Genomic DNA, 14,485 nt, shown 5'->3' with positions numbered 1-14,485 from the left:
ATAGTATTAAAATAAGGAATTCCCGGGTGTGTTGTCTTTCCTTGACCACAGAGGGGGCTTCTATTATAGTTGGTACTTAGGATTAACTATTTTAGTATAAAAAAAGGTGGCTTGTTACATGTCTGAGAATATCTACGTTGGCGTGGATTTGGGTGGAACTGCAATTAAGGTTGGAATCTGCAATGCTGAGGGAACGCTACTGCATACTTATGAGGGACCCACAGGAACTGCAGAAGGTGTCGATACTGTTATCGATAATATCGAGAAGTATGTACGCCAAATTGTGGAGGATTCCCCGTACTCTTGGGATCAGCTTGCAGGTGTAGGCGCGGGCGTAGCAGGGTTCACAAATATTCGTGAAGGAATCATTATCCTTGCGCCCAACATAGGATTTAAAGATGTGCCGATTCGCTCCATTTTGGAAGATCGCTGGAACAAGCCTGTCAAAATAGACAATGATGCGAACGTGGCTGCACTGGGTGAAGCCTGGAGTGGTGCAGGACGCGGGATTGAAAATTGTGTCTGCTATACGCTAGGAACAGGTGTTGGTGGCGGAATCATTATTAACGGAAAGATTTATCAAGGTTTTGCAGGTCTAGCAGGTGAGCTTGGCCATATCACTGTAGTGCCGGATTTGGAAGCCATTCAATGTGGTTGCGGTAATATGGGATGTCTGGAAACCGTTTCCTCCGCTACAGGAATTATTCGTATGGCTAACGATGCAGTAGCTCGTGGTGATCGTACTTCCCTCTCAATGGTAGAGAAGATTGCTGCGAAGGAAGTCTTTGATGCGGCTAAGGCTGGCGATGAAGTAGCGATTCGCATAGTAAACCGTGCAGCATACTACCTGGGTAAATCTATGGCTTCTGTTGCAGCCGTGCTTAACCCTGAGGTCTTCATCATTGGTGGTGGTGTGTCTAAGGCTGGAGATATTCTATTTGATGAAGTTCGTCGTGTGTTTGCTAAGCTCGCACCGGCTCCGCTTCAGACTGGTGTTTCGATTATTCCTGCAGAGCTTGGTAATGATGCAGGTATTGTGGGTGCAGCAGGTCTTCTGCTTCGTTCTTAAAAGATAGGGAGTATTCATATACTAATTTAGGGAGGGGACGCTTTAATGACCGAATTGGACAATACTCCAACGGCTGGAGCCACCCTGATCATTATTACTGGAATGTCAGGTGCGGGTAAGACAATTGCTGTGCAGAGTCTGGAAGACCTAGGGTTCTTCTGTGTCGATAATTTGCCGCCGGTGCTGATCCCTAAGTTTGCAGAACTGATTGAGCAGTCGAAGGGTAAGATCGCCAAGGTAGCGCTTGTGATTGACCTGCGCGGTAGGGAATTCTTCACTGCTTTGTCCGAGTCTCTAGCCTATATTAAAGATGAGTCAACCATTGGCTGTGAAATCTTGTTCTTGGATGCTACGGATTCGGTGCTTGTGCAGCGTTACAAGGAAAGCCGGCGTCATCATCCTCTAGCGCCTAAGGGACTTCCGCTTGATGGTATCAAGCTGGAACGTAAAATGCTTGAGGAATTAAAGAATTCAGCTACATTATGTCTGGATACTAGCAGTATGAAACCAGTGCAGCTCAAGGAGAAGATCGTTTCTCGGTTCTCGCATTTAGGAAAAAGTACACTCTCCGTCAACATTACATCGTTCGGATTTAAGTATGGTATTCCTATTGATGCAGACCTCGTCTTCGATGTTCGCTTTTTGCCTAACCCACATTATGTGGATCACCTGCGGCCAAAAACAGGTCAGGACAGCGATGTCTATGACTATGTAATGAAGTGGCCTGAAACACAGGTGTTCCTGACCAAACTGCTCGATATGCTTCATTTCTTAATTCCGCAATATCGTAGGGAAGGTAAATCCCAGATTATTATCGGCATTGGCTGTACAGGCGGGAAACACCGTTCAGTAGCCATTTCTGAATATTTGGGCAAAATGCTGGGCGTCAGCGAAACGGAATCCGTAGCCGTTAGTCATCGGGATTCCGAGCGTGATCGGCACTAATGAGAGAAGGGGTCCATAGTGGCTGAAGAACAAAGACAGCGTCCACGTATCGTCGTTATGGGCGGTGGCACGGGGCTATCTGTCATGCTTCGCGGCTTAAAAGAAAAGCCGCTAGATATTACAGCTATAGTTACCGTAGCAGATGATGGAGGAAGCTCGGGCATTTTGCGCAGTGAACTGCAAATGCCGCCTCCTGGGGACATCCGCAACGTATTAACAGCTATGGCTGATGTAGAGCCGCTCATGGCGGATATTATGAGATATCGTTTCAACACGGGCGAAGGCTTGGCGGGTCATAGTCTTGGCAATTTAATTCTTGCCGCGCTTACAGATATATCTGGCGATTTTGTCACAGCTGTTCGTGAGCTTAGCCGATTATTTGCTGTTCGCGGACGGGTATTACCCGCTGCGGGGGATGCCGTAGTATTGCGTGCAGAAATGTCGGACGGTACGATTATCACGGGTGAATCTAAGATACCGGAAGCAGGCGGGATCATTAAACGGGTTTCTTTGGAGCCTGCTGATGTGGAACCGTTGCCTGAAGCACTTGAAGCGATTCGAAATGCTGATGCAATTCTTTTGGGTCCAGGGAGTCTATATACGAGCATTCTTCCGAACCTACTTGTTCCGAAGCTAGCAGAAGCAGTTGTATCTTCTGATGCAATCAAAATTTTTGTCTGCAATGTAATGACTCAGCCTGGTGAAACGGATAATTATACTGTAAATGACCATCTACAAGCCGTTTATGATCATATTGGGATTCATTTATTTGATTATATTATTGTGAATGACGGTGAAATTCCTGAGCAGGTGCAGTCGAAGTACGCTGAGAAGGGTGCGCGTCCGGTACAGCTCGATAAGGATGTACTAGAAGGCAGTGCATATAAAGTTATAGCGGATAAGCTAGTGTTATTCCGAACTTATTTAAGGCATGATACCGATAAGCTTAGTCATCATATCTATCAGCTTGTGCAAGATTGGATAAACAGAAACCCTAGGGTATAACTTAAAATATAAGAAAATATAAGTTTTACACTTATACTTTCTTATATTTCTCGCTTAAACGCTTACCGTCCTCAAAAGGACGCCGAAGGCGTTAATGCTTGTATATATGAATGACGTACTTATTTTCAGAAAGAGGTGAGACCCTTGTCTTTTGCGGCCCTTACAAAAAAAGAGCTGACGATGGTGGAGAGTGAGCCCTGTTGTGAGAAGGCGGAAATGTCAGCGCTTATCCGTATGAATGGATCTGTGCAGCTTTCAAGCAAAAAGGTGATTCTCGACATTTCGACGGAGAACGCCGCGATTGCAAGGCGGGTATATTCTTTACTTAAGAAATATTACCAGGTCCATATTGAGCTACTCGTGCGTAAAAAAATGCGTTTGAAGAAAAATAACGTTTATATCGTTAGAATCCCTAGTCGCGTACAGGAAATCTTAAATGATCTCAGAATTGTGTCCGAAGGATTTATTTTTACCGACGGTATTGATAAAGAGATTGTTGGGAATAACTGCTGTAAGCGTGCTTATTTGCGGGGTGCCTTTTTGGCGGGCGGATCCGTTAATAATCCGGAGGGTTCCTCTTATCATTTGGAGATTTCCTCGATGTATGAGGAGCATTGTAAGGCGCTGGTCGATCTGGCTGGTGAATTTCACCTAAACGCACGCTGCATTGAACGTAAAAAAGGGTTCATTCTATACATTAAAGAAGGCGAGAAGATTATCGAATTCTTAAGTCTGATCGGGGCGCATCAAGCGTTGTTCAAATTTGAGGATGTAAGAATTATGCGTGATATGCGTAATTCCGTGAATCGGATCGTGAACTGCGAGACCGCGAATCTCAATAAAACGATAAGTGCCGCGGTGCGGCAGATTGAGAATATCAAACTGCTGCAGCGAGAAGTGGGGCTGGAGAGCCTACCGGATAAACTGCGGGAAGTTGCAGAAATTCGAATGGCACATCCAGATATCAACCTTAAAGAGGTTGGTGAAATGCTGAAAGGTACGGTTAGTAAGTCCGGAGTAAATCATCGTCTTCGTAAGATTGATGAACTGGCGGACAAGGTTCGAGGCGGCTAGTCACTTTTTTTCTAGTGTGGTTTACGTTATAATGATATAATAATATAAAATTAATGTGAAATTTTTGGGGAGAACTCAATTAGGGGGTAAGCGTTTCATGACAAAGCACCCGGTAGTTGTTCGGTTGAAGACAGGGCTACACGCTCGACCGGCAGCATTGTTTGTGCAAGAAGCTAACAAGTTTTCGTCGGAGATTTTCGTGGAAAAAGACGATAAAAAAGTAAACGCCAAAAGTATTATGGGTATTATGAGCCTAGCGATCAGTTCCGGCACGGAGATCTATATCAGCGCGGATGGTGCAGACGCGGATCAAGCTGTAAACGCTTTGACGAGTCTCGTCAGCAAAGAAGAGCTTGAGAACCAATAATCTTTTGAAATGACTTTCTATCGCATGACTAAAAAGCCCCCAGGGGCTTTTTTTTATACCAAAAAATAGATTTTAACTGTGCAACATTTACCAAAAAGACTCGTCTAGAGGATAATAACAAATCACAAAAGATGAAAGGGGCTGGCAAATATGAAAGGTTTGGTAAAAAAGATTGGTTCAGTGTTGATTGTAGGAAGTTTGTTAATTGGAGGGATTAGCATGAGTGGAGTCTTCCAAGGTCCCGCAAAGGCTTACGCAGATGAAGTGCAGAAAAATGTCGTTAGTGTAGTAGGTAAAGGTGAATTGTCCATCAAGCCGGATATTGTATACTTGTCCATCGGTGTGGATACTACGGCTACAACTGCGCAAGAAGCGCAAAAAACAAATGCTGCTAAAATCCAAAAGATCACTACACTACTGAAGGGGACTTGGAAAATCGCAGATAAGGATATTCAAAGTACCCAATTCTATGTGCAACCCAACTACAGTTATAGCGAAAAAGAAGGACAGCAAGTGAAAGGATACAACGCGAATCATACACTGTTAGTGTCCTATAGAGATCTGACCAAGGTTGGTGAATTGCTAGACGCTGCATCTGCGGCGGGGGCAAATAATATCGGAAATGCACGTTTTTCCGTGGAAGATACTTCTGCCTTTGAAGCTCAGGTGATTGAAAAGGCGATGGCGAACGCAGATGTTAAAGCAGGTGCTATTGCTAAGGCAGCTAAACGTAGCTTGGGTCAAGTAATCACGGTCAGCCAAAATGATGGCAATGTCACTCCGGTTTATTTTGAACAAAATCTAAAAATGGAAATGGCTGCAGCAGATGCTGGTGCAAGCACATCCGTTCAACCGGGAGTAGTTAAAGTTACAACACAGCTGAGCGTAATGTATGAATTGAAATAGTAGCAGAACAAGATGATTGCAGAGAGGAGAGGTGATCTTCCACTAGTAATAGTGGGGGGCGCCTCTTTTTTTGTGTAAATTCTCCAAGATTAGGTTTAATAAACTGGAAAGGAGTGGGAAAACAAGATGATGAATATTTCAAAAGAAACAGTACGCAAATGGGGCATAGGTTTGATGTCGGCGGGATTATTGCTTGGTGGAGGATTGCTGCCTAGTGATAAGGGTTATGCAGCGTCTGATCAGACGAAGAGCAAGGCTATTGCTGCAAGTATAGCTTTAAAGGCGAACGGGGTAATTTCTCAGCAGACAGGTATTTTGCAGGAAGGGAAGGTCTGGATTCCGATTACCTTTATGCGTGATGTGCTGCAATTACCTCTAACTTATGATAAAAAAGAAAATGCATACACGATCGGAAAGGGAACGACTAAGGCCAAGTTGCTGTTATCTAGCTATGGTACTTCAATTTGGGTGAACAATTATTACATTCGAGAGTATGAAGGAAAGCTAATAAACAACCGGCTTTATGTTCCATCCGGTCTGTTAAATGATTATTTGGGCTATAAAGTGGATTGGAGTCGGGGCTCTAGTAGGTTGAATGTGGTGAATAGATCACAGAATGCGTTGATAGTAACTACGGAGACCTATGTTAAGGATCGAAAAGAGGCTTTGATCCAGCTTGATTATCCGAAGTTTAGTGGATTAAGCAATTCCAACGAACAGCAGGCCATGAATGATATTTTGAAAGAAAGTGCCATGAAATTCGCTGCAGGCGCAGAGAAGGATATCTCGAATCGATCCGGGTCAGAACCTAAGTATACCTATGATATAGATTATGTGGTGACCTACAATCAGGATGGTGTGATCAGCTTAGTGATGTCACAGTATAGCGATACGGGCGGCGCTCATGGTATGACCAATCGGGAGGCGTTTACCTTTTCGCTCAAGGATGGCAAACGTCTACTGTTGGGCGACCTGTTCGGAGCTAACCCAAACTACAAAAAAGAGTTGAATGCTAAGTTGAACAAGCTAGTAAAAGCGGAGGAAAGTTATTTGGGAGGGTTCAACGGATTGAATACGGAAAAGTATTTTTATCTGAAGGATGATCAGGTCGTTCTGTTCTTCCAATTGTATGAATACACAGCTTATGCTGCGGGGTTCCCGGAATATCCCTTTACTTTCAAAGAATTGTTGCCGGAAGGCGGTAGCCCATTTGCTGCTGTAAAATAAATAGAGAAGTCGTACCCGCTAGTGTCACCACTGGACATCTCCCCCTTACCAGAATCACCTCGAATTCATATGCTAAATGGAGTAACTAGTTTATGAACGGGGGAGAGCTATGAGCTATCAATACACTGCAATTGGCGATTCCTTGACGACTGGATTTGGCGCTCTGCCAGGGAACGGTTTTGTACCGGTGTACCGTAGAATGGCGGAAGGGAGACTGCGTTCTAATGTAGCCTCTACGAATTTGGGCGTGAATGGATTGACTACTTCTGAACTGGAACAGCGGCTGCGGGGGAGTGCAATGACTCGCGAAGCCATTCGAGCAGCCGACATCATCACTCTATCCATCGGTGGCAACGATTTAATCCATGCTGCGAAGGCTGCAGCTAGACAACCTGAAAATTTATCTAAAGAGCTGCGAAGATCATTGCAAGAATGCAAACAAAATTTTGCTGCAATTATGAGTATCCTCTTCCAATTGAAGACGGGAACGCGTAGACCTTTTATCATTCGGATTGTGGGACTGTATAATCCTTATCCTCAGGTAGTGGGTGCTACAGAGTGGGTGCGGCAGTTTAACCGCTATGCCTCACAGTATAGTAGCCGAGTATGTGGGTTTGCTTCTATCTATAGTGAGTTTGCAGGAAATGAGAGAGGGCTATTATCGATTGACCACTTACATCCGAATGGCCGAGGCTACCGTGTGATTGCTGAGAAACTCGATGCGCTTGGATATGGCGGTTTGATTTAACTGAGATTCGTATGAAGTGGTGGTCTGAAAAGTAAAGAGGCTGTGCGCTAACCATCAAGTGGATAGGGCACAGCCTCTTTGTGTTGTTTTATAGCTTACACACCGCTAGGCAGTGTTTTCTCGATGACTTTATCAACGATACCGTAAGTTGCCGCATCTGCAGCAGTCATGAAGTAATCACGATCTGTATCCTTCTCAATACGTTCTAGCGGTTGACCCGTACGTTCTGCAAGAATACGATTCAACTTATCACGCAATTTGAGGATACGGCGGGCACGGATTTCGATATCCGTTGCTTGACCTTGAGCACCACCCAGAGGTTGGTGAATCATGATCTCACTGTTAGGCAGTGCGAAGCGTTTGCCTTTAGCGCCAGCGTTAAGTAGGAAAGCTCCCATGGAAGCTGCCATACCTACACAGATGGTGGAAACATCCGGTTTAATGTACTGCATTGTATCAAAAATAGCCATACCTGCAGTAATGGAACCGCCGGGGCTATTCACGTAAAGGTGAATGTCCTTCTCCGGATCTTCGGCAGCCAAGAACAGCATTTGTGCGATGATAGAATTGGCTACCACGTCATTAACCTCCGTTCCAAGGAAAATGATGCGGTCCTTCAGCAGGCGGGAATAGATGTCATAAGCGCGCTCACCGCGGTTGCTCTGTTCTACTACCATAGGAATATAACTCACGTGGAAAACCTCCTTGATATTGGTTCTTCAAATGTATTCATTTTTACTCTTGCCGTATTACCCACATGATAAACAAATTCAAACAAAAAGTCAAAGAAAGTCAAACTTATATTCAAAAAAAAGAGCCGACACGCGGCTCTTTGGTTAAGTAGTAGTATAGGCACTACTAAATTATGTACAAAAGTGAAATTAATGGCGCGCCCGCCAAGAATCGAACTTGGATCTCAGGCTTCGGAGGCCTACGTCATATCCATTGGACCACGGGCGCAACAAAAATGATTATAATACAATTTCTGTGCAATTGCAATGAATTAATAATACTGTACACAGGCTCTATCCCTAGTCTTCAAGGCGGACAAGCGTACATTGTGTTTCACTCAGCGTAAGAATCTGGATTGTTAATGACAGGTTTTTTGGAGCTGAACCTCTTTCCCAATCTTATAAATGTATAAGAAGACAAGCGCTTGAGAATTCTACTCTCGGAAGACTTGCACTTCGAGCAATATTTGGTTAGAATATGAGTGGGACTTAAAAAGTTTACCCGGGACATTTTGAGACCATGAACAAGGGAATAGAGGAAGACGAAGTTGCAGGAGTGAAAGTATGCGTAATTTATTAGATATCCAAAAGCAGCTTCTGCCTGATCTCATGGAAACCCTTAAGAGACGGTACACGATTCTTCATCAGATCATGCTGTCCGATATAATTGGGCGCAGAACGCTTGCCGCTTCGCTTGATATGACTGAGCGGGTACTGCGTGCCGAGACGGATCTTCTGAAATCGCAAGGGCTCATTGAGATCGAGAGTGTTGGCATGCGCATTAGCGCTGCTGGACGTAGACTGCTTGATTTGCTAGAGCCGGTCGTTAAGAGCCTGTTTGGTCTGGATGAGCTGGAAGAGAAAATTCGGGCAACGTACGGTCTGGATAAAGTTATTGTGGTGCCGGGTGATTGTGAGTCATCGCCGTTCACCAAACGTGAGCTTGGCCGAGCGGGTGCAAAAGCGCTGCTCAGTGTACTTCGTACAGATGATATAGTTGCTGTCACAGGTGGATCAACGCTTGCCGATATGGCTGATCAACTGACACCGCCGTTATCGCTTTCCTATAAGAACGCTTGGTTTGTTCCGGCGCGTGGTGGATTAGGAGAGAGTATGGAGATTCAAGCCAATACGATTGCCTCAACAATGGCAAAACGGGTAGGAGCGAATTACCGGTTGCTGCATGTACCTGATTTACTTAGTGGGGATGCCTACCAGTCACTAGCACTTGACTCTAATATTGGAGAGATTGTACAAATCATCCGCAGTTCGCGTATTATTGTACATGGGATTGGGGATGCCATTGAAATGACTCGCCGCCGCAAGCTGGATGAGGCAACTGTCTCAGAAATCCAGGGTGAGGGAGCCGTGGCTGAATCCTTTGGGTATTACTTTAACGAAGATGGTCAGGTTGTCCATACGATGCTTACGATGGGACTACGTCTAGAAGATATTGTTCGGACGGAGACAGTCATCGGTATTGCTGGAGGCAAACCAAAGGCCAAAGCCATTCATGCCATGCTGCGTTTCGGGCAGGAGAATATACTCGTCACCGACGAGGCTGCTGCTGTGGAAATCGGCAAGGAAATTGATAATCAGTTACAGATATCCTCGTAACTCACTAGAACATATATCTTGCATCATACTTAACATTGTTGTCATGACAGGCTTCACGGTCTGTTTTGAATAAATAAAACGAATTCTAGGAGGAACTATTCAATGAGTGTAAAAGTTGGAATTAACGGATTTGGACGTATTGGACGCCTTGCTTTCCGCCGTATTCAAAATGTAGAAGGTATCGAAGTGGTAGCAATCAACGACTTGACTGACGCTAAGATGCTTGCTCATTTGCTTAAATATGATACAACTCAAGGTAAATTCCAAGGTGATGTTGAAGTGCATGATGGCTTCTTCAAAGTCAATGGCAAAGAAGTTAAGGTTCTTGCTAACCGCAACCCTGAAGAATTGCCATGGGGCGACCTAGGCGTTGATATCGTACTTGAGTGCACAGGTTTCTTCACAACTAAAGAAGCAGCTGAAAAACACTTGAAAGGTGGAGCTAAGAAAGTAGTTATCTCCGCTCCAGCTACTGGCGACATGAAAACTGTCGTTTACAACGTTAACGATGACATTCTTGATGGTACTGAGACTGTTATTTCCGGCGCATCTTGCACAACGAACTGCCTAGCTCCAATGGCAAAAGTATTGAACGACAAGTTCGGTATCGTTGAAGGCTTGATGACTACAATTCACGCTTACACTGGTGACCAAAACACTTTGGATGCTCCACACGCTAAAGGTGACTTCAGACGCGCTCGTGCAGCAGCTGAAAACATCATTCCTAACACTACTGGTGCTGCTAAAGCAATCGGTCTTGTTATTCCAGAACTTAAAGGTAAATTGGATGGTGCGGCTCAACGTGTTCCAGTTGCAACTGGTTCCCTGACTGAGCTTGTAACTGTTCTTGATAAGAGCGTTACTGTTGAAGAAATCAACGCAGCAATGAAAGCAGCTTCCGATCCAGACACTTATGGTTACACTGAAGATGAAATCGTATCTTCCGATATCAAAGGTATGACTTTCGGATCCCTGTTCGATGCTACACAAACTAAAGTATTGACTGTTGGCGACAAACAACTCGTTAAGACTGTTGCTTGGTATGACAATGAAATGTCCTACACTGCACAATTGGTTCGTACTTTGGAGAAATTCGCTAAAATCGCTAAGTAATTGACTTGATATAAGTAACATCTATAGAGCGGAAACAGAAGTTCCTTGTTTCCGCTCTTTCTAAATGTATTTCTTGTTTCCTGCTAGAAACAACTTTGGGTGTGGAGGAATTAATCATGAACAAAAAGAGCGTCCGTGATGTAGAAGTAAAGGGTAAACGCGTATTTGTACGCGTGGATTTCAACGTACCTGTAGAAGACGGTAAGATTACTGATGATACTCGTATTCGCGAAACCCTTCCAACCATTAAATATTTGATTGAGAACGGTGCAAAGATCATTCTTGCGAGTCACATGGGTCGTCCTAAAGGTCAATTCGTAGATTCCATGCGTTTGACTACTGCTGCTGAACGTCTGTCCGAGCTTCTCGGCAAACCAGTAGCTAAAGCTGACGAAGCTGTTGGCGAAGCTGTCAAAGCAAAAATTGCTGAGCTAGGCGAAGGCGACGTACTTGTACTTGAGAATGTTCGTTTCTACCCAGGCGAAGAAAAGAACGATCCTGAATTGGCTAAACAATTCGCTGAACTGGCTGATTTGTTCGTCAATGATGCGTTTGGTGCGGCTCACCGTGCACATGCATCGACAGAAGGTATCGCTCATTTCCTACCAGCTGTATCCGGTCTTTTGATGGAGAAAGAATTGACCGTTCTTGGTAAAGCTCTTACTAACCCAGAACGTCCTTTCACTGCGATCATCGGTGGTTCGAAAGTTAAAGACAAGATTGATGTTATTGATAACTTGTTGTCTTTGGCTGATAACGTCCTGATCGGCGGTGGATTGTCTTATACATTCACTAAAGCACAAGGCTTTGAAATCGGTAAGTCACTTGTAGACAACGACAAACTTGACGTTGCTCTTGGATTCATCGAAAAAGCTAAAGCACTTGGCAAAAACTTCATGCTTCCTGTTGATGTTGTTGTTGCTGATAAATTCGGTGCTGATGCTAACACTAAGATCGTTAATTACAATGAAATCCCAGAAGGTTGGGAAGGACTTGATATCGGACCTAAGACTCGTGAACTTTATGCCGATATTATCAAGAACTCCAAGCTGGTTGTCTGGAATGGACCTATGGGCGTATTCGAAATCGATAAATTCGCTGAAGGTACACTTGCAGTAGCAAAAGCTTGTGCAACAACTGAAGGTTACACTGTTATTGGCGGCGGAGATTCCGCAGCAGCAGCAGAAAAATTCCACCTGGCTGATCAAATGGATCACATCTCCACTGGTGGCGGTGCATCCCTTGAGTTCATGGAAGGCAAGGCGCTTCCTGGCGTAGAAGCACTGAACGACAAGTAAGACGTATAGAAGGAGGCAATTAAATTCATGAGAACACCAATTATTGCGGGTAACTGGAAGATGTTCAAAACAGTTCCTGAAGCAGAAAGCTTTATTGCTGACATCAAAGGCAAAGCAGAAGTAGAAGGCGTTGAGACTGTAATCTGCGCCCCATTTACTAACCTGCCTGCACTTGTAGCAGCTGCAAAAGGTACAGACATCAAGATTGGCGCACAGAACCTGCACTTTGAAGATAACGGTGCTTACACAGGAGAAATCAGTGGTGTAATGCTTAGCGATCTTGGCGTAGACTATGTAATCATTGGTCACTCAGAGCGTCGTGCTTATTTTGGCGAAACAGATGAAATCGTGAATAAGAAAATGCATGCTGCATTCCGTCACGGTATCACTCCAATCGTATGTGTTGGCGAAAAGCTCGAAGAGCGTGAAGCTGATCAAACTAAAGCAGTATGTAAAGTACAAACTGAAGCTGCATTCCAAGGACTTAGTGCCGAGCAAGCAGCAAAAGTTGTCATTGCATACGAACCTATCTGGGCTATTGGCACAGGTAAATCTTCCACTTCCCAAGATGCTAACGAAGTTATTGCTTACATTCGCAGTCTTGTAAAAGATTTGTATGATGTTGCAACAGCTGAAGCTGTTCGTATTCAATACGGCGGCAGCGTGAAGCCTGAGAATGTAACTGAGTACATGGGCCAAAGCGACATCGATGGTGCGCTTGTTGGCGGTGCCAGCTTGCAGCCTGCTTCCTTCGTTCAATTGGTTGAGGGGGCGAAGTAAGATGTCAGCTCCAAGACCTGTAGCTTTGATCATCATGGATGGTTTCGGTTTGCGTGGAACATCTGAAGGTAACGCCGTTGCTCAAGCTAACAAACCTAACTATGACCGTTACTTGAAACAATATCCTAATACTACCCTTACTGCTTGTGGTGAAGCTGTTGGTCTTCCAGAAGGCCAAATGGGCAACTCTGAAGTAGGGCACTTAAATATTGGTGCAGGACGGATTGTATACCAGGATTTGACTCGTATCGATAAATCGATCCGTGAGGGCGAATTCTTCGATAATGAAACACTGGTAGCCGCAGTTAGAAATGCTAAGAACACAGGTAAAAAGCTTCATCTTTACGCGCTTGTATCCGACGGAGGGGTACATAGCCATATTAATCACCTGTTTGCTATGCTTGACCTGGCTAAGAAAGAAGATATGCACGAAGTGTATATCCATGCTTTCATGGATGGCCGGGACGTACCTCCAGATAGTGGTAAGAAGTTTGTTCAAGATCTGGTTGCTAAGATTGAAGAAGTTGGAGTAGGTACAATTGCAACGGTATCCGGGCGTTATTACGCAATGGACCGTGACAAACGTTGGGATCGTGTAGAAAAAGCCTATCGTGCTATGGTTTATGGCGAAGGACCGAAATACACAGATGCTCTGCAAGCTATCACTGCATCTTATTCAAATTCCGTGTTCGACGAATTCGTTGAACCTAGCGTGATTGTAGACAGTGAAGGCAAGCCGGTAACGGCAGTAGAGAGCGGCGATTCTGTCGTGTTCCTCAACTTCCGCCCTGACCGTGCTATTCAGTTGTCACAAGTGTTCACGAATCAAGATTTCCGCGGTTTCGACCGGGGTCCTTTGTTCCCGCAAGACTTGCACTTCGTATGCCTGACTACTTTCAGTGAAACGGTACAAGGTTATGTAGCCTATTCACCGAAGAACCTGGATAACACATTGGGTGAAGTACTTGTGCAACACAACAAGAAGCAACTGCGCATCGCGGAAACTGAGAAGTATCCGCACGTAACGTTCTTCTTCAGTGGTGGACGTGATGAGGAACTTCCAGGAGAAACTCGTATCTTGATCAACTCTCCTAAAGTGGCAACCTATGATCTTCAACCTGAGATGAGTGCTTACGAAGTGGCTGCAGCCTGCGTAGCAGAAATCGAAGCGGAAAGACAGGATGCTATTATCCTTAACTTTGCAAACCCTGATATGGTTGGACACTCCGGTATGTTGGAGCCAACAATCAAGGCTGTAGAGGTAACTGATGAGTGTGTAGGTAAAGTAGTGGACGCAGTAGTTGCCAAGGGTGGCGTTGCGATCATTATCGCCGATCACGGTAATGCAGACATGGTATTTGATGAGAACGGTCGTCCGTTCACAGCTCATACCACTAACCCGGTTCCGTTCATCCTTACGGATGAAAATGTTGTATTGCGCGATCGCGGTATCCTTGCTGATGTAGCACCAACCATTCTGGATCTGATGGGAATTCCGCAACCTGCGGAAATGACTGGTCAATCCATGATCGCTAGTCGCAAATAAGGAAACAATACCTAAGATTAAGCTTCAACAATCAAAACCAAAACATTGTTTAAAGGAGA

At 44.7% G+C, this 14,485-nt stretch carries 14 protein-coding genes and 1 tRNA gene; 13 read left to right on the top strand and 2 right to left on the bottom strand.

The features are described from left to right. The first annotated feature begins 118 nt into the window (after positions 1 to 118). The 8 genes from MKX35_RS02515 to MKX35_RS02480 all read left to right on the top strand — a co-directional run bounded on the left by MKX35_RS02515 (position 119) and on the right by MKX35_RS02480 (position 7,341). Positions 119 to 1,069 (top strand): ROK family glucokinase, encoded by a 951-nt coding sequence (locus tag MKX35_RS02515; RefSeq protein WP_042184026.1) that lies wholly within the window; start codon positions 119 to 121, stop codon positions 1,067 to 1,069. A 45-nt stretch (positions 1,070 to 1,114) separates the two neighbouring features. Continuing rightward, complete coding sequence (rapZ, locus tag MKX35_RS02510) at positions 1,115 to 2,014, top strand: RNase adapter RapZ (RefSeq protein WP_042123306.1); 900 nt, start codon at positions 1,115 to 1,117, stop codon at positions 2,012 to 2,014. Positions 2,015 to 2,071: 57 nt separating this feature from the next. Then, positions 2,072 to 3,019, top strand: a complete 948-nt coding sequence (locus MKX35_RS02505) for a gluconeogenesis factor YvcK family protein (RefSeq protein ID WP_179085868.1) — start codon at positions 2,072 to 2,074, stop codon at positions 3,017 to 3,019. A gap of 144 nt (positions 3,020 to 3,163) precedes the next feature. Next, positions 3,164 to 4,093 carry a DNA-binding protein WhiA gene (gene whiA / locus MKX35_RS02500; RefSeq protein WP_042123310.1) on the top strand — a complete coding sequence of 310 codons (930 nt, stop codon included), beginning with the start codon at positions 3,164 to 3,166 and terminating at the stop codon, positions 4,091 to 4,093. 97 nt (positions 4,094 to 4,190) lie between these two features. Beyond that, complete coding sequence (locus MKX35_RS02495; protein WP_036687106.1) at positions 4,191 to 4,460, top strand: HPr family phosphocarrier protein; 270 nt, start codon at positions 4,191 to 4,193, stop codon at positions 4,458 to 4,460. Positions 4,461 to 4,610: 150 nt separating this feature from the next. Beyond that, entirely contained in the window at positions 4,611 to 5,366 is a 756-nt protein-coding gene (locus tag MKX35_RS02490) for an SIMPL domain-containing protein (RefSeq protein ID WP_042184030.1), read from the top strand. Positions 5,367 to 5,492: 126 nt separating this feature from the next. Further along, positions 5,493 to 6,593 carry a PdaC/SigV domain-containing protein gene (locus MKX35_RS02485; protein WP_076299969.1) on the top strand — a complete coding sequence of 367 codons (1,101 nt, stop codon included), beginning with the start codon at positions 5,493 to 5,495 and terminating at the stop codon, positions 6,591 to 6,593. 109 nt (positions 6,594 to 6,702) lie between these two features. Beyond that, the gene (locus tag MKX35_RS02480; RefSeq protein WP_076299968.1) at positions 6,703 to 7,341 is read left to right on the top strand and encodes a GDSL-type esterase/lipase family protein; all 639 of its coding nucleotides are present in this window, start codon (positions 6,703 to 6,705) and stop codon (positions 7,339 to 7,341) included. Between the two features lie 95 nt (positions 7,342 to 7,436). On the opposite strand, the gene clpP is transcribed toward MKX35_RS02480, so the two are convergent. Then, complete coding sequence (clpP, locus tag MKX35_RS02475) at positions 7,437 to 8,033, bottom strand: ATP-dependent Clp endopeptidase proteolytic subunit ClpP (protein WP_060626469.1); 597 nt, start codon at positions 8,031 to 8,033, stop codon at positions 7,437 to 7,439. A 193-nt stretch (positions 8,034 to 8,226) separates the two neighbouring features. Further along, positions 8,227 to 8,301: transfer RNA gene (locus MKX35_RS02470), tRNA-Arg, on the bottom strand. A 335-nt stretch (positions 8,302 to 8,636) separates the two neighbouring features. Here MKX35_RS02470 and MKX35_RS02465 point away from each other — a divergent pair. The 5 genes from MKX35_RS02465 to gpmI all read left to right on the top strand — a co-directional run bounded on the left by MKX35_RS02465 (position 8,637) and on the right by gpmI (position 14,426). Then, a complete protein-coding gene (locus tag MKX35_RS02465; RefSeq protein ID WP_042123320.1) occupies positions 8,637 to 9,689 on the top strand; it encodes a sugar-binding transcriptional regulator in 1,053 nt (350 codons plus the stop codon). A gap of 102 nt (positions 9,690 to 9,791) precedes the next feature. Next, positions 9,792 to 10,802: a type I glyceraldehyde-3-phosphate dehydrogenase gene (gap, locus tag MKX35_RS02460; RefSeq protein ID WP_036687120.1), complete on the top strand. Its 1,011-nt coding sequence runs from the start codon at positions 9,792 to 9,794 to the stop codon at positions 10,800 to 10,802. A gap of 116 nt (positions 10,803 to 10,918) precedes the next feature. After that, complete coding sequence (locus MKX35_RS02455) at positions 10,919 to 12,100, top strand: phosphoglycerate kinase (RefSeq protein ID WP_042184036.1); 1,182 nt, start codon at positions 10,919 to 10,921, stop codon at positions 12,098 to 12,100. Positions 12,101 to 12,127: 27 nt separating this feature from the next. After that, the gene (tpiA, locus tag MKX35_RS02450; RefSeq protein WP_042123325.1) at positions 12,128 to 12,880 is read left to right on the top strand and encodes a triose-phosphate isomerase; all 753 of its coding nucleotides are present in this window, start codon (positions 12,128 to 12,130) and stop codon (positions 12,878 to 12,880) included. Between the two features lies 1 nt (position 12,881). Continuing rightward, positions 12,882 to 14,426: a 2,3-bisphosphoglycerate-independent phosphoglycerate mutase gene (gpmI, locus tag MKX35_RS02445; RefSeq protein ID WP_042123328.1), complete on the top strand. Its 1,545-nt coding sequence runs from the start codon at positions 12,882 to 12,884 to the stop codon at positions 14,424 to 14,426. The last annotated feature ends 59 nt before the right edge of the window (positions 14,427 to 14,485 follow it).

Source organism: Paenibacillus sp. FSL R5-0923, from assembly GCF_038009145.1.
Lineage (GTDB): Bacteria > Bacillota > Bacilli > Paenibacillales > Paenibacillaceae > Paenibacillus_AQ.
The sequence above is the reverse complement of the archived record's forward strand: the minus strand, read 5'-3'. Positions and strand labels throughout refer to the sequence as shown.